Source organism: Streptomyces jeddahensis (genome assembly GCF_001642995.1).
GTDB lineage: Bacteria > Actinomycetota > Actinomycetes > Streptomycetales > Streptomycetaceae > Streptomyces > Streptomyces jeddahensis.
Window position 1 is genome coordinate 59,338 of record NZ_LOHS01000075.1, and the last position, 19,663, is coordinate 79,000.

The window sequence follows — 19,663 nt, forward strand, 5'->3', positions numbered from 1 at the left end:
GGGTGTGTCGCTGGGCACGGCTCAGTGGGAGTCGCGGGGTACGTCATGGCCGCGGCACCCGCGGAGGAAGCCGAAGTCGGCGCCCTGGCCGGCCTGTTCGACGTGCTGGGTGTAGAGCCAGGCGTAGCCGCTGGTGTGCTGTGGAACGGGCGGTTTCCACGCGGTCCGGCGCCGCTCGAGCTCGGCGTCGTCCACGTCCAGGCGCAGAGTGCGGTTCGGAACGTCGAGGACGATCGGGTCCCCGTCGCGTACCAGTGCAAGGGGCCCGCCGACGGCCGCCTCGGGCGCCACATGCAGGACCACGGTGCCGTATCCGGTCCCGCTCATCCGGCCGTCGCAGATGCGCACCATGTCGGTGACGCCCGCCTTCAGCAGCTTCGCGGGCAGCGGGACGTTGGAGACCTCGGGCATGCCCGGGTAGCCCTTGGGGCCGGCGTTGCGGATGACGATGACGGTGTTCTCGTCGACGTCGAGATCCGGGTCGTCGGCGACCGCGTGGTACGCCTCGGGGGAGTCGAAGACGCGTGCCGGGCCGCGGTGGGTGAGCAGGTGCGGTGAGGCGGCGGACTGCTTGATCACCGCGCCGTCGGGGCACAGGTTGCCGCGCAGGACGGCGGTGCCGGAGCCCGGCGGCTGGAACGGGGCGTCGAGGCCGGTGATGACGTCGGAACCGATGCGCTCCGCGTCCGCCACGTTCTCGCCGATGCTGCGACCCGTGACGGTGATCTGCTCGCCGTGCAGCAGTCCGCCACGGAGGAGTTCGGCCAGGACGGCGGGCAGCCCGCCCGCATAGCAGAAGTCCTCCATCAGGTACTTCCCGCTGGGCATCAGATTGACCAGCGTCGGCACCGCGCGGGCCAGGGTGTCGAAGTCCTCGGGGGTCAGGGCGACGCCGACGCGCCCGGCGATGGCGGTGAGATGGATGATGGCGTTGGTGGAGCCGCCGATGGCCGCGTTGACACGGATGGCGTTCTCGAACGCCTCCCGGGTCAGGATCTGCGAGGGCCGCAGCTCCTCGTACACCATCTCCACGATGCGCCGCCCCGCCGCCTGCCCGGTCTCCATCCGCCGGGAGTCGACGGCGGGCCAGGTCGCGGAGCCCGGCAGCTGCATGCCGAGCGCCTCCGCCATGCACGCCATCGTGGAGGCGGTGCCCATGGTCATGCAGTGGCCGTTGGAGCGGGCCATGCAGCCCTCGGCGAAAAAGCATTCCTCCTGCGTCATCCGGCCGGTCTTCAGGTCCTCTTCGAACTTCCACACGTGCGTGCCCGACCCGACGTCCTGGCCCCGGTACTTGCCGTTGAGCATCGGCCCGCCGGTGACCATGAGGGCGGGCAGGTCGACGCTGGCGGCGCCCATGAGCATGGCGGGCGTCGTCTTGTCGCAGCCCGACAGCAGGACGACGCCGTCGAGCGGATTGGCCCGGATCAGCTCCTCGACCTCCATGGCCATGAGGTTGCGGTAGAGCATCGCGGTCGGGCGCATCAGCGTCTCGCCCGTGGCCATGGTGGGGAACTGCAGTGGGAAGCCGCCCGCCTGCCACACCCCGCGCTTGACCGCCTCGGCGACCCGCGTCAGATGGGCGTTGCACGGGGCCAGTTCGGAAGCGCTGGTCGCGATGCCGATGACCGGACGCCCGTCGAACACCTCGGGTCCGAAGCCCTGGTTGCGCATCCAGGACCGGTACACCATCCCGCTGCGGCCACTGGCGCCGAACCAGGCCTGGCTACGGCGTTCCGTCTGCTTCCCGTCCGTCATGTAGGTACTCCTGTGGTGGTCGTGTCGGTCAGTTCGCGGTTACACGCCTGGTCGGCTGGCGTCAGCCGAAGAGGTTCTCGATCTGCTGCCGTACCGTCAGAACCGACAGCACGCCGAAGAGCCCGACCGCCCACACCAGGGCGGCCGCCCGGTAGCTGCGCACCTTCAGCGGCGCCGGCAGCGCCTTGCGGTTCAGGTAGAGCAGCAGCCCGGAGTAGACGAACATCATCAGTCCGGCCACGCAGGCGGACACCACCAGCAGGACCAGCGGCTGGTCGACGCCGAGCGCGAGAATGGTGACGCCGATGGCGACGAGGCCCCACACGAGCCAGAAGTACAGCCGGCTCTCGGGGACGCGCGAGTCCCGCATGTACGTCGACTTGAGGACGTCCGCGGTGAGCCTGCTGGTGTAGTCGACGATGCCGGTCGCCGCGCTGAACAGGGAGAACGCACCGATCAGCCAGAACAGCACGCCGAACCAGCCGCCCACCTGCGACTGCAGCACCTCGCCTTCTTCCCGGATAAAGCTCACGTCGTTGGAGAGGCCCTGGGTGCCGAAGAGCGTGGAGTGCGCCAGCAGCGAGGCGAGCACGATGGTGACGATGGTGGTGAGGCCGAAGGTCACGGCCTGCTCGGTGTTGGCGAAGCGCCACCAGCGCTTCCACCGCAGGAGGTTCTCGCCTTCCGGCACGAAGACGTATCCGGCGGCCGAACCGGAACCGGCGTCCTCCTTGCCGGTCACCGGGCTGACCAGCCGGGGCACGTAGTGGCCCATGCCGAAGCCCTTGTCGCGGATCCAGTTGCTCTGGCACAGGTTCTGCCCGCCGCCCGCCCCGGCGTAGGCAAGCGCTCCCATCAGCACGGCGACGCCGAGTTCGCTGGGGAACTGGCCGATGTGGGTGGCGGCCTCCGGCAGTTCCTTCCAGCTCGCCGCCTTGATCGCGAAGATCACAGCCAGGACGAAGAACCCGACGATCAGAGCGACCTTGACGAACAGCAGCCGCTCCAGCGCGGTGTAGACGACGGGCGCGAGCGTGAGGATCGCGCCGATGAGCAGCAGCAGGCACACCGCGATGACGGTCGGCTCGCCGCCGAAGACGTAGGAGAGCATGGTGGCCGAGCCGGTGGCCCAGCCCGGCCAGAGGTTCGCCGCATACGTCAGCCCGACGAGCACCGCGCCCCAGTGCCGCCAGTAGCGGTTGAAGCCGGTGATGGCCGTCTCTCCGGTGGCGAGCGTGTAGCGCTCGATCTCCATGTTGAGGAACCACTGGGTGACGACGCCGACGACCGCCCCCCACAGAAAAACCAGCCCGGCCTGGGATGCGATGTACGGCCAGAGGATGAACTCGCCCGATGAGAGGCCGACTCCGGCCGCGACGATGCCCGGGCCGATGATGCGCCACGTCTTGCGCGGCGGGGCGGGCAGCGTCCGTACTTCGGGCATCGGCAGGTGGCGGCTGTTCATGGGGAAGGGTGCGTCGGCACGGTGGGGCGTGCCGATCTCGTCGTCCGCGTGCGTCATTGGGGAACGCCTCTCTTCGTCCGGTCGGACTGGCGGCCACGTAACATGACAGCAATCATTAAATGATTCGATGAAACTCGTCCAGGGGGTGTGCAGAGATCGTGGTGCAGTACCGGACCATGCATCAGCGCGTGGTCGACGAGCTCGGCCGGCGCATCGTGAGCGGTGCGTGGCAGCCGGGGAAGCCGCTGCCGGTCGAGGACGTGCTCGCCATCGAAATCGGCGTCAGCCGGGGCGCGTTGCGCGAGGCGGTCAAGGCCCTGGTCGCCAAGGGGATGCTCGACGTCCGCCCGCGCACGGGCACGCGCGTGCTGCCACCCGAGCACTGGAACCACCTGGACCGCGACGTGCTGCGCTGGCAACAGGCCGGTGACTCGGCCGTCTTGCTGCGCGACACCGGTGAACTGCGGCGGATCGTCGAGCCGGAGGCCGCCCGGCTCGCGGCCGAACGGGCCGGCCCCGGTGACGTACGAGCCCTGTACGACGCCTTGACGGCCATGGAGGCCGCGGCGGCCCGGCCCGGGCGCAGCGGCTATGTCGAGGCCGACATCGCCTTCCACCGCGCCCTGCTCGACGCGAGCGGCAACCGTCTGCTCGGCTCGCTGGGCCGGGCGATCGACATCGCCCTGGAACACAGCTTCGTGGTGAGCACGCAGACTCCCGGGGCGGTCGAAGCCTCGCTCCCGGCCCATCGCGCCGTCGTGGACGCCGTCGAACGCGGCGATCCCGCGGCGGCGTCAGCGGCCGTGCTCGGCATCATCGACGCCGCCGAGCGGGAGATCGCTCAGTCGCCCGGGCTCGCGCAGGGCTGAGGGCCCCAGTCGAGAGGCCAGCGGGCCGCCCTCATTGCGAGCGAGCTCCCGTTCAGCGCGCCGTAGCAGCTCACGAGCTGAAGTGTCCCTGTGGCGCTAGAGGGCGCCCGCGTCCCTCGCCGCCCAGACCGACGGGAAGAACGGGCGGAAGCCCAGTTCGTGGCGGATGCGGGCCGTCGACATGATGCCGTACCAAGGGTCTGGGTCCACCTTGTCGTATGCCTCCCGCGGCACCGGCACGCCGTTGAGCTGGTGGAGGTCGACCGTGTCGACCGGGGCGTCGTCGGCGATGTTGTAGACGCCGTGCGCTTGCGGCGCGTACAGGAGCCGTCGCAGGCCCTGGGCGACATCCGCGTGATGGCCCATGTGGAGGCGCTGTGTGGCGGCCCAGGACGCAGCCAGGCGGATCACATCGGCGAGATGCGGATCCCCGTCGCCGTACACGAAGGGCAGCCGGCCGATCCGTACGTCGAGACCGTCCATCGCCTGCAGCGCGCGCTCCGCCTCCCCTTTGGACTGCGGGTACGCGCCCCACAACAGGCCTCCCGGCACCACCGGATCGTCCTCGACCAGCGGCCTGCCGCGCCCGGTGCCATACACCAGCCCTGTGCTGACTTGCACGAATCGCCGCACGCCGGAAGCCACTGCGGCCCGCCCCAGCTCGATGGCGGCGTCGCGGTTGACCGCCCATGCCTCTTCGTCCGGTACTCCGCGGAAGGCTGCGGCGACGTTCACCACGGCGTCCGCCCCGGCCGTCGCCTTGCCCAGCACGTCCGCGTCCCGCAGGTCGCCGACCACCACGTCCGCGCCCAGTTCGGCGAACTGCTCGCCCCGTGCCGCGTCCCGCACGAGCACCCGCACCCGGTCGCCCTGGGGCGCGCTGTGCAGCAGTCGCGGCACGAACCGCTGCCCGACCTTCCCCGTCACACCCGTCACCAGTGTCAGCATGGCCGCCTCCTCGCTGTCGTAGCCATGCCTGAAGCGTGCGGGAGCGGTGGGGACAGCGGGAGAGACGCGGTTATCCAGGGACCGGCACTCCCTGGATACGAGCCCGGTCCCGAGCGATCCTGAACAGGTGAACCGAGCCGAACTCGCCGACTTCCTGCGCCGCGCCCGCACCCGCCTGGCCCCCTCCGACGTGGGCCTGACACCGGGCCCCCGGCGCCGCACGCCGGGGCTGCGCCGCGAGGAGGTGGCGCAGCTCACCGGAATGTCCACGGACTACTACACGCGCCTGGAACAGCGCCGCGGCTCCCACCCCTCGCGGCAGATGCTCACCGCCCTGGCCCGCGCGCTACGTCTCACCGACGCCGAGCGCGACCACCTGTTCCATCTGGCGGGCCAGGAGCCGCCCCGGCCCGGCGGTTCTTCCGGTCACGTCCGGCCGGGGCTGCTGCTGATCCTGGACCGGCTGCACGATCTCCCGGCTGCGGTGCTGAGCGACTGGGGCGAGGTGCTCGCGCAGAACACGATGTCGGTGGCCCTGACCGGCGCCCACACCGGGACGAATGTGATCCGCCGCTGGTTCACGGACCCGGCCACTCGGGCCCTGTTCCCGCCCGAGAACCACGCGTCGCACGCCCGCGCCCACGTGGCGAGCCTGCGGGCGGTCACCGCGGCACGCCCCGACGACCCGGGCCCGGCCGCCCTCACGGCCGAACTCCGTGCCACATCACGCGATTTCCAGGAACTGTGGGAGTCGCACGAGGTGGTGGTGCGCCGTCCGTCGCCGAAACGCGTCCTGCACCCCGTGGTCGGTGTCCTCGACCTGGACTGCGAGGTGCTGCTCGGCGACGGCCACGACCAGCTGCTCGTCGTGCACTCGGCGCGGCCGGGCACGGAGACGCACGAGCGGCTCGAACTGCTGCGGGTCGTGGGCCTGCAGGACCTGTCCCCGAGCACAACCGGCGCCCCTTGACGTACTCGCACTACAGGGACGCGTCGGCTCATGAGCTGCTGCGACGCACTGAACGGGCGCTCGCTCGCAAGGTGCTGACCTGCGGCCGACGGCCAGCCATGACGCCAAGTGTCCCTGTACTACTCCGCCATGCACCATCTGTACCCTGGCGCGAATGCGCCCGGTTCCTGCCCGGCGCGGGCGGTGCGCGGCGAACGAGGTGAGCTCGCACGCGGCCTCCGGCGTCCGGCGTCTGCACAGACTATGCCCCGTGGTGACGTCGCGACCGCCGATCGACGTACAGACGGCCCACGACCGCTCCCAGATGGACGACCACGCCCACCGCCACCAGCCAGGACAGGATGATCATGACGACGCCGATGGGGCCGTACTTCTCTTCGTGGACCACGATGGCCGAGGAGAAGTGGAAGGCGGAGACGACCCCGAGGCCCGTCCAGCAGACACCGGTGGCCAGGGCCGACGGGAAGAGGGTGCGCCAGCGGACGGCTCCGGTCAGCAGCACGTGCATGCTCCACCACCAGAAGAGCGTCGCCAGGACGAGCCCGTACAGGGTCTGCAGCAGCGGCCCGCCGACCGCCCCGCCGAGCGCTCGGCCGACGACGGCCTGGACCGCCGCGTAAGCGACCAGGGACGCGAGCCAGTAGAGCCGTGCCACGACGGCCCGCCATCCCCCGACCGGGACCTCGAAAGCCCTCTGGTACCAGCTCTGCAGGACGCCGACGACCCCCATGGCCCCGAGGACCAGGAGGAAGGTGCTCGCCACAGTGAGTGTGCTCGTGGCCTTGCCGGGGGTGAAGAGGGACGCCACGGCCTGCGCCGCGTCGTGGTTCAGGCCGAGCCACTTGGCGACGACGGCGGCGTCACGCCCCGCTGCCGCGGCGACGACGATGAGGAAGGGGAAGAAGCACATCAGCGCGAGGGCGGCCAGCTGGAACGAGTTCCCGAGGAAGTCGATGGCGTTCAGCCGACTCCACAGCCTGCCCGCTGGGCTCGCTCCGAGGCGCTCAGCCGCCGCCCGGTACCTCTCCTCCGGAGCCATCCGTACGACGAGCAGGCGACCGCGCCTCCCGCGCGGGCCGGGGGGCATCCTGCGGCCTGTCATGGAACGAAGTGAACCCGCTGCGTGATGCCGCCGCACGCCTTGCGCGGCGGCTTTCGTGCCGCGTCCACCCCGGCGCCGTACCGGCCTACTCCAGCTCCGCGAACGCCTCCACGGCCCGCGTCTTCCCCGTGACGATGATGACGTCACCCGGCTGGACGACCGTCTCCGCGGTCGCATGGGTGAAGTCGGCGCCGGGGCGTTTGATGCCGACGATCGTCACCCCGTACGTGCTGCGCACCCGGCTCTCGCCGAGCGGCACCCCGCCGACGATCCGCGGGGCAAGCGTCTTGATCAGGGCGTAGTCGCTGTCGAACGCGATGAAGTCCATCATGCGGCCGGTGACCAGGTGCGCCACGCGCTCGCCCATCTCGTGCTCGGGCAGGACGACATGGTGGGCGCCGATGCGTTCGAGGATCTGGCCGTGCTGGCGGGTGGTGGCCCGGGCCCAGATGTTGGGCACTCCCGCGTCGACGAGGTTGGACGTGGCCAGGATGCTGGCCTCCAGGTCGGTGCCGATGCCGACCACCGCCCGTGAGAACTGCCCGAGCCCGAGCTGTTCCAGGGCCTGGGGGTCGGTGCAGTCCGCGGCGGCGACATGCGTGAGCTCGTCGCCCGTCTTCTGCACGATGCCGGTGTCGGAGTCGATGCCGAGCACGTCCCAGCCGCGCCGCATCAGCTCCAGGGCCAGGGAGCGGCCGAAGCGGCCGAGGCCGAGCACGGCGACCTTGGAGTCGCCGGCCGGGCGCTCCCCGGGGGCGGGGTGCCGACGCCGGCGCAGGCGCGGGTGTCTGAGGTGGTCAGCCAATGACGGGTCGCTCCTCGGGAAGTGTGTAGCGGCGGTCACGCGCGCGGAGGGCGAGTGCGGAGGCGAGAGTGATCGGGCCGAGGCGTCCGGCGAACATGAGGGCGATGACGGTGAGTTGGCCCGCTGCCGAAAGGTCGCCGGTGATGCCGGTGCTCAGCCCGACCGTGCCGAAGGCGGACACGGACTCGAACAGGACCGCCTCGGCCGGTTCGGCCGTCATGGTGAGCAGGGCCAGCGTGCCCGACATGACGAGCGCCACACCCAGGAGTGCCACGGTGAGGGCCTGGCGCAGCGCCGCCTCCGGGATCCGGCGGCCCATGACGTCCACGGCGGTGCGCCCGCGGATCTCGGCGAGGATCGCCGCCCCCAGCACCGCGAACGTGGTGACCTTGATGCCGCCCGCGGTGCCCGCGCTGCCACCGCCGATGAACATCAGCACGCAGATGCCCAGCAGTGTGGCCGGGTGCATGGCTCCGGTGTCGACGGTGTTGAAGCCCGCGGTGCGCGCACTGGCGGCGGCGAAGAACCCGTTGAGCAGCTTGTCGCCCGAGTCCATCGGGCCGAGCGTCCCCGGGTTGTTCCACTCCAGGACGCACGTCAACAGGGTGCCGACGACGAGCAGGGCCGCGTACGTGGCGAGCGTGAGCCGGGTGTGCAGGGACCAGCGGTGCCTGACCGCGCCGCGTACGCCCGTCCGGCCGACCCGCAACAGTTCCAGCAGCACGGGGAATCCGAGGGCGCCGAGCAGGCAGACGACGGCGATCGGCACGATGATCCAGCCGTCGTGCGCATATCCCACGAGGTTGTCGTCGCGCAGCCCAAAACCGGCGTTGTTGAAGGCGGAGATCGCGTAGAAGACGCCGTGGTGTACGGCTTCGCCGGGCGCTTCGCCGTAGCCGAAGCGGAAACGCGTCGTCAGGTACGCGGCCAGGGCGAACTCGATGACGAGCGTGGTGCTCGCGATGCCCAGGAGCAGCCGGCGGATGTCCGCCACGCCGAAGGACCCGGTCTCGGCCTGCGTGCTGAGCTGCGTAGTGAGCCGCAGCCGGCCCGCCACGAGCAGACCGAGCAGGGAGGCGAGCGTCATGATCCCGAACCCGCCGATCTGGATCAGGGCGATGACCACGCCCTCGCCGAACGCGCTCCAGTGGCTGCCGGTGCCGACGATGGCCATGCCGCCGCTGGCCGCTCCCGTGGAGGTGAACAGGGCGGTCAGCACGGTGGTGCTTCTGCCGGGCGCGGTGGCGGCCGGGAGCATCAGCAGGGCCGCACCCAGGACGATGAAGAGCGCCAGGGCCAGGACGGCGGCACGGGTCGGTTGCGCGGCCAGCCGGGACCACCACGCCCGAGTCGCACCCGCGGCCACCACCCACCTCCCGGTCGTCCCGACGCCACACCTCGGCGGCGCTGCCCTGCCCCGCCGCCTGGTCGATGATCACTGCGGTGCGGGCAGCAAGGGACAGCATTGCCGTCAAAAGGGACGTATGGAACGCGGCACGGCGTCAAGAGGCGCCGAAAAAACGCGAGAAGAAACGCGGGGGTCGTGCCCTCAGGGAAACCCGGGCACCCAATCAGTGGATCAGGCGCCCCCGGGCGTCCGGCACCCCGGACTTCCGGAAGAAGTACGTGTTGATGTGGTCGCGCCACTCGCGGGCACTGCGCAGCTGCTCCTCGTAGCGCTCAGCCGCCCGCGCGTGGCGCGCCGGCTCCACCAGGTCCGCGAGCCCGGCCCACACCCGGCGTGCCTCCTCGACCTCCGCCACGCCGTCGAAGTGCGTGTCATAGATGTGCTGGATCACCGTTTCACCACTCCGCAGCACATGCCCGTACGGCACGTGGTGGAAGAAGAGCAGCAGCTCGTCCGGGCAGGTCGCAGGCGACTCGTACACCTCCGCCCACGGCTTGGCGTACTGCCCCGCGAACCCGGTGCCGGTCGCCTGGCTCCGGTCGACTCCGATCCCGTCGCGGTCGGCGAAGTGGTACGTGCCCCAGGGGCTGTACTCGTAGCCGTCCACGCTCGGCCCGTAGTGGTGGCCCGGCTGCACCATGAAGCCGACGCCGAGCGGCGCCGTGTACTTCTCGTACGTCCTCCAGGAGCCGTCCAGGACCGCGTGCAGCCCGCTGCGCAGCCGCGCGGGATCAGCGGTCTCCTCCGGTGCGAACGTCAGCTCGATCCACTCGTCCAGTGCGGCGCGCGGATCCGCGTCCGGCCGCCAGGCCAGCCGGCCCACCGCATACAGATTCGCCTGCGCCAGCGGATGCCCCGTCCAGTACGGGTCGTCGCCGGCGCTCGACACCGCCACCAGCCCGCCGCCGCGCACGAGATCCCCGACGCTCGGCCCCTCCTGCCCCTCCGGCCGGAACCGCAACGCCTCGCTCCACATCGGCCCGAGCCAGCACACGTGCCGCTGCTGTCCCGTGTACTCCTGGGTGGCCTGTATCTCGACCGCGAGCCGGGTGTCCGGCATCGCGCCGATCACCGGCGATACGGGCTCGCGCGTCTGGAAGTCCATCGGCCCGTGCTTCACCTGGAGCACTGCGTTCGGCGCGAACGCGCCGTCCAGCGGCGCGAAGTGGTCGTACGCCGCCCGCGCCCGGTCCGTGGACCGGTCCCGCCAGTCCTGCCGGTGGTTGTAGACGAAGGCGCGCCAGTGCACCGTCCCGCTGTGCGGGGCGAGGGCGGCCGCGAGCAAGTTGGCGCCTTCGGCGTGGCTGCGGCCGTAGGTGAACGGGCCCGGCTGGCCCTCCGAGTCGGCCTTCACCACGTACCCGCCGAAGTCGGGTATCGCCTCGTACACGCGTCCGGTCACCTCGGCCCACCAGTCGCGTACCGCCTCGTCCAGCGGGTCGGCGGTGGGCAGTCCGCCAAGCACGACGGGCGCGGCGAAGGAGACGGACAGGTGGGTGCGGATGCCGTACGGGCGCAGCGCGTCGGCGATCGCGGCCACCTCGCCGATACGGTCCGTCAGCAGATGCGCCTCGGCCCCGTGCACGTTCACGTTGTTGACGGCGATCGCGTTGATCCCGCTCGCCGCCAGCAGCCTGCCGTAGCAGCGCACGCGCTCCAGTTCCTCCCGCGAGCCCCGGGCCCGCCCGTCCTGCCAGAACAGCGAGCCGCCCGAGTAGCCGCGCTCCACCTGGCCCATCACCGGATGCACGGCGACGTTGTCCCAGTGGTCGAGCATCCGCAGCGCCAGCGCGGGCCGGTGCAGCTCGCGCGCCCGCTCACCCTGGAAGGCGGCCTCGCCGAGCCGCACCACGTGGAACAGGCCGTAGAGGAGCCCGCGCTGACCTGCCGCCGTCACGCGTGTGACGCCGTCGGCCCGCACGAGTGCGAATCCCTCGTCGCCGAGCTCGTCCGAGTCGTCGTCGCCCAGCTCGAGCACTAGGTCGTACGACGCTCCCGGTTCCTGCCCGTCTCGTAGGACCTGACCTCCGAACCGATCGCTGGCGCCCGCCACTTCACCGTGCACCGTGTCCACCAGCGGTCCCGTTCCGGAGATCAGCGTCCTCCGGGAGCCGAGCGGGCGGAACGCGGCAGGCGGCAGCCACGCTGGATCGACGCCGCTGGGCAACGCGGGTACGGGTATGGGTGCAGTCACGAAAACCCCTGGTCAATGCGTGCTTGATGGGGCTGGGCCGAGCGGCCCAGCCCCAGGTCGAATCGTGGAACTACTGAAGGCGCAGGACGGACACCCCACGCGGGTCCAGCTTCAGTGCCTCACCGCGTTCCACCTGCTTGCCGGTGAGCAGGTCCACGGCCGTCGCATGCGCGGTCACGGACACCGCTTCCGCCGCGTGGTTGAGCAGGAAGAACAGACGGGTGCCGTCGGGCGCCGTGCGGGTGGCCGTCTCGACGGACGAGTGGCCGGCGTAGGGGCCGACCAGGTCGTGGCGGGCCAGGACGCGGCGCACCACCCAGTCGACACCGGGCTGGTCGAGCGCGGTCGCGACGTACCAGCCCTCGCCCCCGCTCTCGCCGAACGGGTGACGCGTGACGGCCGGGGTTCCCGCGTAGAAGTCGTCCTGGTAGGTGCCGACGGGTTCGGCGCCCTGCGGCAGCACGATCTCGAAGACCAGGCGCGCGTCGGTGGTCAGCGCCTCGTCGCCCGTGCCCAGCACGATCGGGTTGACGACGTCGGCCGGGCGCGAGTCCCACTCGTCGACGCGCACGCCCATCAGACCGGCCAGCGGGCCGGGCACATCGGTGAGGAAGGCGTTGTCGTACTCGTCGACGCGGCCGGAGAGGAAGGTCGTCAGGACCGTGCCGCCGCGCGCGGCGGCGGCCTCCAGGCGGCCGGCGAGGTCGCCCTTGACCATGTGCAGCGCGGGCGCGAGGACCACGTCGTACGGCGTGAGGTCGGCGGTCACCGGGACGACGTCCACGTCCGCGCCTGCCTCGCGGGCGGCGCGGTAGTACGCGTGGACGACCTGCTGGTAGCGCACCAGCCGGGACGGCCCGTCAGAGATCTCCAGGGCCCACCAGCTGTCCCAGTCGAACAGCAGGGCGGTACGCGCGGGGGTGCGGGCGCCCAGCGTGACGGGCCCCAGCTCCTCCAGCTCCCGCCCCACCTCGGCGACCTCGCGGAACACGCGGGTGTCGTCCCGTCCGGCGTGGCCGATGACCGCCCCGTGGTATTTCTCGCAGGCTCCGCGCGAGGCGCGCATCTGGAAGTAGAGGGCGGTGTCCGCGCCGTGGGCGACGGCCTGCCATGTGGCGAGACGCAGCTCACCGGGGCGCCTGAGCGGGTTCACGTCGCGGCAGGCCGTGGTGGAGGGCGTCTGCTCCATGAGCCAGAAGGGCGCACCGTCCTTGAGGCCGCGCATCAGATCATGTCCGAGGGCGGCCATGGTGGGAGGGGCGTCGAGCGGCGGGTAGCTGTCCCAGGAGGCGAAGTCGAGGTGGGACGCCCAGCGGTGGTAGTCCAGCGGCCGGTACATGCCCATGAAGTTGGTGGTGACCGGCGTCTCCGGATCGTGGCGGCGGATCGCCTCCTTCTCAGCTCGGAAGCAGCCGAGGAGCGCGTCCGTCATGAAGCGCTGGTAGTCGAGGGTGATGCCCTGGAAGGCGGTGTGGTCGGGGCCGCGCCAGTGCTCGGTGAGCGCGCTCGGCGGCTCGATCTCGAACCAGTCGGTGAAGCGGTGCGACCAGAACGTCGTGCACCACGCCTCATTGAGCGCGTCGAGGCTGCCGTACCGCTCGCGCAGCCAGCCCCGGAACGCGCCGGCGCACAGATCGCAGTAGCAGGCCCCGCCGTACTCGTTGTTGATGTGCCAGGCGAGCAGGGCCGGGTGGTCGGCGTAGCGCTCCGCGAGGCGGCCCGCGAGCGCGGTGGAGAGCCGGCGGTACGCCGGTGAGCTGGGGCAGAAGTTGTGCCGCTGGCCGTAGCCGTGGCGGCGGCCTTCAAAGTCGGTGCGGTTGACCTCGGGGTAGGCGCGGGCCAGCCACGGCGGGAGGGCGGCGGTGCCGGTGGCGAGGCACACGCGCCGGCCCTCGGCGGCCGCCCGGTCGAGGATGCGGTCGAGGACGGTGAAGTCGTAGGTGTCCTCGGCGGGCTGGGTGAGCGACCAGGAGAAGACACCGACCGTGAGGGTGTCGATGCGGGCCTGGTCGAACAGGCGGTGGTCCTCATCCCAGACTGGCTCGGGCCACTGCTCGGGGTTGTAGTCGCCGCCGTACGGGATCTTGTCGGTGCGGGGGAGCTTTCCCGGGCTCGCGGAGTCTCCGGGTCGGGGCTCGGTCATGCGGTGAAATCCTCCTGGGTTTCGGCGATCACCGGGCGGCTCGTGTGCAGCAGGGACAGCAACAGCGGGGCGGCCAGCAGGGCGGGCAGGGCCTCGGTGAGCAGCACGGTCAGCCCTCCGGTCAGGACGAGCAGCGACAGCGCGCCCAGGGTGGCCCTGCCGTGCCGGAACAGGAAGTACGCGGCGAGGCGCGCGGTGTCGCGGCCGCGGAAGGCGAACAGGGAGGTGAGGACGAGCGCGTGCGCGCCCCACAGCAGCGAGGCCACGCCGATCACCGCAAGCAGCACCGCCCACCAGCCCGGCAGGCCCGTGGCATGGAAGTGGGCGAGCGATACAGCGATGACGGTGAGCCATGCGAGCAGCGGCCCCCACAGTTTCAGCACCGGCAGGGCGTTGAGCCGCCAGCCGCGCCAGAATGCACGGGCCGGGTGCAGTGCGGTGAGGTCGCGGCTGCGGTGGTGGAGCGCGTACAGCGCGGCGGACAGGGCGGGGCCGAGCGGCAGCAGACAGACGGCGGCCAGTGGCAGGTTGGACGGGTCGGGGCCGAGGAGGAGCAGTGCGGCGAGGCCGGGGGAGGCGGCTGCGAGCAGCAGCACCTCGACGGTGACGAGGGTGTGGACGAGGGCCGCCGCGCGCGACAGCGGACCCTCGCCGAAGGCACGACGGCCGGCTGTCTGCGAGGCGCTCATCGAGGCTCCTCCCGTCCGAGCAGGCGGCGCTCGTCCCACCATGACGGCGTCTCGTCGTCCAGCGGGGTCACCTCGACCAGGGTGACCTCATGGCGGGCGAGCGTGAGGTCCAGGTCGGCGCGGCCGCCCTCGACGGGCACCCGCAGGTGCCTCCGGCCCGGCTCGGCGGCTTCGTGTAGCACGTCGAGCTGTTCCAGCCGGGGCGAGCGCGGGCTGCCCATGTGCCGCCAGGCCGTATAGGCGTTGCCGTGCTCCTCGTCCACGGTGGAGCGGCGGACGAACGCCTCGCCGCGCGGGCGGGTGCCGACGGGGACGGACAGGCGCAGGGTGTGCCGGTCCGGTCCGGCCGTCTCGCCGGTCGGGTCGACGGGCGCCCAGGCCAGGACGGTGATCCGGCCGTCGGCGTGGCGGGTCACCAAGTGATCATCCCCGCGCGCGAGCAGCTCCTGCCCCATCCGCGCCATGAACGCGTACAGGTGGTACGTCGGTTTCTTCACCTGCCGGTGCGTGAGCAGCCCGAAGCCGCCGTGGAAGAGCGCGGTGGGCGGTCCGACCTCCTCGAACATGTCGCTGAACGTCCAGTACGAGAAGGAGTCGACCAGGTCCCCACCCGCGGCCAGCACCGGAGCGAGATAGGCAGCATGGAAGGCCGTGTCGTGGATCGGGTTGTCCGGCCGGTATGAGGAGTTGAACTCGGTGATGTGGACCGGGACGTCCGCGAACCGGGTGCCCTGGAGCTGACGCCGCGGGGTCGCGAACTGCTCCAGCAGCCGGCCGGCCGGGGCGAGCGTCTGGTGGACGCCGAACGGCACCTGCTGGGTCGGGCCCGATGTGTAGGCGTGCCGGGAGACGAAGTCGACGGGCACCTCCCGCTGCTCGGCGAACTCCGCGAACCGCACCATCCATTCGTCGGAACCCGGCGAGATCGCCGGACCGCCGACCTGCAGCGATGCGTCGACCTCCTTTACCGCCTGCGCGGTCACCTCGTAGAGCCGGTGGTACGCCGACTCGTCCGCGTCCTGCCAGAAGGCCTTCAGGTTCGGCTCGTTCCACACCTCGATGGGCCAGGTGCGCACCTCGTCAATGCCGTACCGGTCGACGAGGTGGGTGAGCGTGGCACGGACCAGCCCCGCCCACTCCTTGTGGGAGCGGGGCGGGGTGACGTTGCCGCGCCACCAGAAGACGGTCTGGTCCCCGGAGGCCAGCTCGCCCGGCATGAAGCCGAGTTCGAGGAACGGCCGGATGCCGAGCTCCAGGTACGCGTCCACGACCTGGTCGACGTACGTGAACGAGTGGTGGACGTGACGGGCGCCCTCCCACTCGTACGGCCGGTGGACGCCCATCCCGTCGCTGAGCAGGCCATGGCCCCGGATGTACCGGAATCCGATCTCGCGCTGCAGGAGGGCGAGCGAGTCCTGGTAGTCGCGGCGCAGCGCGAGTTCGATACGACCGGTGCCGACGCAGAAGCGCCAGGCTTCGGAGAACCGTCCGGCCGGCTGGTCCGGTATGCGGTGACGCATGGCCGTGCCCGTCATGGTCAGCCGTTCTCCTTCTTGAAGCGTTCATACGCCTTGTTGTGCAGGTCGATGAATTGCTGCATGTTCTTGGCCTTCAGTTCGGCGACGTAGGCGTCCCACTCGGACAGCTTCCGCTTGCCGAGGGCGAACTTGAGGGTGTTCTGCCTGACGTGGTCCCTCAGCGGGGTCTCCCAGAGGGTGGCCTGCTCCTGCTCGGAGGCCTTGAGCGGGTGGGCCGGCTCGATGGGCAGCAGCTTGCGCTGGGCCATCGAGTCCTCGAACTCCTTCTCGTCATCCGCGAAGGAGGAAGAGACCAGGGACCAGTTACCGCCGTAGGCGAAGACGCCGTTGGAGAACCCGTAGTCCTTCTGGATGTCCTTCTTCGCATCCGGGTTGATGGCCTGGACCTTGATGCCGTCCTTGGGAGCATACTTGCCGGGTCCGGACGAGGTGTACGTGACGTCCTTGACCCCCCACTTGGCGAATTCCTGACCGGCGTCCGAGTACCACAGCCAGTCGACGAATTGCATCATCGCGACGAAGTTCTCGCTCTCGAGGGCCTTGCTGGAGATCATCATGCCGTTCTCCAGACGGGTGCCCCGCACCACGGGGCCGGCAGGGCCGATCGGCACCGGGATGATCGCGATGGACGAGCCCTTGACCTGCTTCTCCAGGTTGAAGCGGTACTCGTCCGCGAGGACCTGCGGATTGGCGCTGATCACGAAGGACTTGCCGGCGAGGAGCTTCTGCTTGGCCTGGTCGTCGGACTGCGTGAAGCTCTCCGGGTCCACCAGGCCGTCGGACACCAGCTTGTTCAGGTACTCGAGCATCTGGCGGTACTCGTCCATGGCGCCGGTGAAAATGAACTTCTGCGCCTTGGAGTCGAAGTAGTAATTGTTGTAACCCCAGCCGCCCTTGGTACCGAAGGACTGCGCGAGGAAGTTGAGCAGCGCCCCGCCCGGCTCGGGCTGGTTCCAGCGGTCCGAGAAGGGATAGACCTTGGGGTAGGCCTCCTTGAGGGCCTTGAGTACCTGGTGGACCTCGTCCCAGGTGGTCGGCAGATCGAGGCCCTCCTTCTCCAGGATGTCGGTACGCAGGGCCAGGGAGTAGCCGACCTTCACCTTCTCGTGAATGCCGGGCAGCAGGTAGTACTTGCCGTCCGCCTGCCGGATGGAGTCGATGTCACCTTCCAGCCCCCATTTCTTGACCTTATCCTGGAAGTTGGGCATCAGGTGCACGTACTCGCTGACCGGGAGGATGGCCCCGGAAGCAACGAACGGGATCTCCTGCCCCGGATACGTCTTGGGGATGAGGAAGGGCGCGTCACCCGCGCCGATGAGCAGGCCTCTCTTCTTCTCGTAGTCGCTGTACGGGACGCCGGTCGTCTTGAATGTGACGCCCGTGCGCTTGGTCAGCTCCTTCCAGAAGAGCCAGCTCTTCTTGGGCGGGTAGACCGGGCTGTCGAGGTGGAGAAGCGAGAAGGTGAGCGGCTTGGTGGCCTTGAACTGGTCACCCACGCCGTACTTCTTCATCGCCCCGACCTCTTTCTTGGAGAGGTCCTTCGGGTCATCGCTGGAGTCGTCGCCGCTTCCGCAGCCGACGAGGGTGGTGAGGCCGGCGAACGCCGCGGCGGCGAGCAGGCTGCGCCGGGACAGCTGTCCGGTGTTGTTCACGGATACTCCCTTGTTTCCGTATGCGGGGGTGTTTTTCTTGGCCGAGGGCCGAGCTGACTCGTGTCAGCCCTTGACCGCGCCGAGCGTGACGCCGGAGACGAAATAGCGCTGGACGAACGGGTACACGGCCAGAATGGGCAGTGCCGTGAGCAGGATCGTGACGGACTGGATGTTCGCTCCCACCTGGGTGAGCTGCTCCGCGCCAGCGCCGACGTTCCCGCCGCCGGTCGCGCCGGCGATCATGTTGCGCAGATAGACGGTTACCGGCATCAGCTCGGACCTGTCCATGTAAAGGAATGCGCCGAACCAAGAATTCCAGAAGGAAACGGAGTAGAACAGCACCATCGTCGCGATCACCGCTTTGGACAGCGGCAGCACGATGCGGAGCAGAATTCCGTAGGTGCTCAGCCCGTCGATCTGCGCGGCTTCTTCGAGTTCGGTCGGCAGGCTTTCGAAGAAGGCCTTCATCACGAGCAGGTTGAAGACGCTGATCGCGTTCGGGATGACCAGTGCCCACAGCGTGTTCTTCATACCGAGGCTGGTGATGAGCACGTAGTTGGGGATCAGGCCGCCCGTGAAGAACATCGTGAAGACGGCGATGCCGATCAGCGCGTTGCGCCCCTTCAGATGCTGTTTGGACAGGACGTACGCGTAGCAGGTGGTGAGCACCATGGCGATGACGGTGGCGACGACCGTGTAGAGCACGGTGTTCCCATAGTTCCGCCAGAACGTTCCATCCGAGATCACGAGGCGGTACGTGGTCAGATTGAACCCTTCGGGCAGCAGGTTCACCTCGCCGGCCCGGATGCGGTTCTCCGCGCTGAAGGAGCGAGCGATGATGTTCACGAAGGGGTACAGGGTCACGAGCACGACCCCGGTGAGGATCAGCCCGTTCACCACCTGGAAGACGCGGTAGCCGCGAGAGGGCTGGTGCACCGAGGTGCGCTGGCGCGGAGCGCGGCGCAGATTGTTGCTGGACAGGGTCACCACAGGCTCGTCCCCACTGTGCGACGCGAGAGCTGGTTGGCGGAGAAGATCAGCACCAGGCCGATGATCGCCTCGAACAGGCCGATGGCGGCGGCGTAGCTGAAGCTGTTGGACTCCACACCCGTGCGGTACAGGTAGGTGGAGATGACGTCCGCGGTGGGATACGTCAGCGGGTTGTAGAGAAGCAGGATCTTCTCGAAGCCCACCGCCATGAACGTGCCGATGTTGAGGATCAGCAGCGTGATCATGGTGGGCCGGATGCCGGGCAGGGTGATGTGCCAAGTCTGCTGCCAGCGGTTGGCGCCGTCGATCCGCGCCGCCTCGTACAACTCGTCGTCGATGGTGGTGAGTGCGGCGAGGTAGAGGATGGTGCCCCAGCCTGCGGTCTGCCAGATCTCCGAGCCGACATAGATCGTCCGGAACCACTCCGGCTCCTGGAGGAACGGGATCGGCTTGTGGCCGAACGACTCAAGAGCCTGGTTGACCGGGCCGTCCGTGGCCAGGATCTGCATCGTGATACCCGCGATGATCACGATGGAGAGGAAGTGCGGGAGGTACGACACCGACTGCACGAACCGCTTCAGCGCGCGCGTACGCACCTCGTTGAGCAGCAGCGCCAGCACAATCGGCACCGGAAAGCAGAACACGAGCGTGAGTGCGCCCAGCCACAGCTGGTTGGTGAAGACCTGCCAGAAAGTGGGGTCCGAGAGGAACATCCGGACGTACTGGAGGCCCACCCACTCCTCACCCAGGATCGACCCGCCTGGCTCGAACCGCCGAAACGCGATCACATTCCCGATCATCGGCAGATACCGGAAGATCAGAAAGAACAGCAGCGGCAGCACCACAAGCGAGTACAACTGCCAGTCGCGGCCCAGCGCCTGCCGCCACGTGCGGCGCGCGGGCGGCAGTGGCCGGCGGGGCGGGGTCGCCGGACCGGGCGGCGGTGGATCCTCCGTTCCGTTCGGCGGATCCAGGGCGGTGGAGGTGCTCATGCTCAGGCCTCCGGGGCGTGTGCGGGACGGGCTGACGGGCCCTATGGGCCCAGGTGGGAAGGGGGTGGTGCGCGACAGGCGGGCACGTCCGGAGGCATCTGGGATCACAGGGATCCTGAGACCGATACGTTTTCAGAAGC

At 69.7% G+C, this 19,663-nt stretch carries 15 protein-coding genes; 2 read left to right on the top strand and 13 right to left on the bottom strand.

Annotated elements, in window-relative coordinates:
- Positions 1-21: 21 nt before the first annotated feature.
- Both STSP_RS14575 and STSP_RS14580 read right to left on the bottom strand, forming a co-directional pair.
- Positions 22-1,758, bottom strand: coding sequence for an IlvD/Edd family dehydratase (locus STSP_RS14575; protein ID WP_067277169.1), 1,737 nt, complete (start codon positions 1,756-1,758; stop codon positions 22-24).
- A gap of 61 nt (positions 1,759-1,819) precedes the next feature.
- Positions 1,820-3,280, bottom strand: a complete 1,461-nt coding sequence (locus STSP_RS14580) for an Nramp family divalent metal transporter (protein WP_198547341.1) — start codon at positions 3,278-3,280, stop codon at positions 1,820-1,822.
- A 119-nt stretch (positions 3,281-3,399) separates the two neighbouring features.
- Between STSP_RS14580 and STSP_RS14585 the strand changes: the two genes are divergently transcribed.
- Positions 3,400-4,092 (top strand): FadR/GntR family transcriptional regulator, encoded by a 693-nt coding sequence (locus STSP_RS14585; RefSeq protein ID WP_067277404.1) that lies wholly within the window; start codon positions 3,400-3,402, stop codon positions 4,090-4,092.
- Positions 4,093-4,188: 96 nt separating this feature from the next.
- Here STSP_RS14585 and STSP_RS14590 read toward each other — a convergent pair whose 3' ends face one another.
- On the bottom strand, positions 4,189-5,040 hold the full coding sequence (locus STSP_RS14590; protein WP_067277171.1) for an NAD-dependent epimerase/dehydratase family protein: 852 nt from the start codon (positions 5,038-5,040) through the stop codon (positions 4,189-4,191).
- Positions 5,041-5,167: 127 nt separating this feature from the next.
- Between STSP_RS14590 and STSP_RS14595 the strand changes: the two genes are divergently transcribed.
- Positions 5,168-6,010: a helix-turn-helix transcriptional regulator gene (locus STSP_RS14595; RefSeq protein WP_067277174.1), complete on the top strand. Its 843-nt coding sequence runs from the start codon at positions 5,168-5,170 to the stop codon at positions 6,008-6,010.
- Positions 6,011-6,251: 241 nt separating this feature from the next.
- Here the strand turns inward: STSP_RS14595 and STSP_RS14600 are convergent, their stop codons facing one another.
- From STSP_RS14600 to STSP_RS14645, 10 genes are all read right to left on the bottom strand, one after another.
- Positions 6,252-7,112, bottom strand: coding sequence for a YhjD/YihY/BrkB family envelope integrity protein (locus STSP_RS14600; protein WP_232789635.1), 861 nt, complete (start codon positions 7,110-7,112; stop codon positions 6,252-6,254).
- 85 nt (positions 7,113-7,197) lie between these two features.
- Positions 7,198-7,917: a potassium channel family protein gene (locus tag STSP_RS14605; RefSeq protein WP_078067170.1), complete on the bottom strand. Its 720-nt coding sequence runs from the start codon at positions 7,915-7,917 to the stop codon at positions 7,198-7,200.
- Positions 7,910-9,283: a TrkH family potassium uptake protein gene (locus STSP_RS14610; protein WP_078067171.1), complete on the bottom strand. Its 1,374-nt coding sequence runs from the start codon at positions 9,281-9,283 to the stop codon at positions 7,910-7,912. Before STSP_RS14610 ends, STSP_RS14605 begins: the two co-directional genes overlap by 8 nt.
- A 205-nt stretch (positions 9,284-9,488) precedes the next feature.
- Positions 9,489-11,519, bottom strand: a complete 2,031-nt coding sequence (locus tag STSP_RS14615) for an alpha-glucuronidase (RefSeq protein WP_408646290.1) — start codon at positions 11,517-11,519, stop codon at positions 9,489-9,491.
- Between the two features lie 70 nt (positions 11,520-11,589).
- Positions 11,590-13,662, bottom strand: coding sequence for a beta-galactosidase (locus tag STSP_RS14620; RefSeq protein ID WP_067277183.1), 2,073 nt, complete (start codon positions 13,660-13,662; stop codon positions 11,590-11,592).
- Complete coding sequence (locus tag STSP_RS14625) at positions 13,659-14,351, bottom strand: hypothetical protein (RefSeq protein WP_067277185.1); 693 nt, start codon at positions 14,349-14,351, stop codon at positions 13,659-13,661. The genes STSP_RS14620 and STSP_RS14625 overlap by 4 nt, the downstream gene beginning before the upstream one ends.
- Positions 14,348-15,886, bottom strand: a complete 1,539-nt coding sequence (locus STSP_RS14630) for a GH39 family glycosyl hydrolase (protein WP_232789636.1) — start codon at positions 15,884-15,886, stop codon at positions 14,348-14,350. Before STSP_RS14630 ends, STSP_RS14625 begins: the two co-directional genes overlap by 4 nt.
- 2 nt (positions 15,887-15,888) lie before the next feature.
- The gene (locus STSP_RS14635) at positions 15,889-17,541 is read right to left on the bottom strand and encodes an ABC transporter substrate-binding protein (protein ID WP_067277191.1); all 1,653 of its coding nucleotides are present in this window, start codon (positions 17,539-17,541) and stop codon (positions 15,889-15,891) included.
- 63 nt (positions 17,542-17,604) lie between these two features.
- Positions 17,605-18,477, bottom strand: a complete 873-nt coding sequence (locus STSP_RS14640; RefSeq protein ID WP_067277413.1) for a carbohydrate ABC transporter permease — start codon at positions 18,475-18,477, stop codon at positions 17,605-17,607.
- A gap of 47 nt (positions 18,478-18,524) precedes the next feature.
- On the bottom strand, positions 18,525-19,523 hold the full coding sequence (locus STSP_RS14645; protein WP_067277193.1) for an ABC transporter permease: 999 nt from the start codon (positions 19,521-19,523) through the stop codon (positions 18,525-18,527).
- Positions 19,524-19,663: the final 140 nt, after the last annotated feature.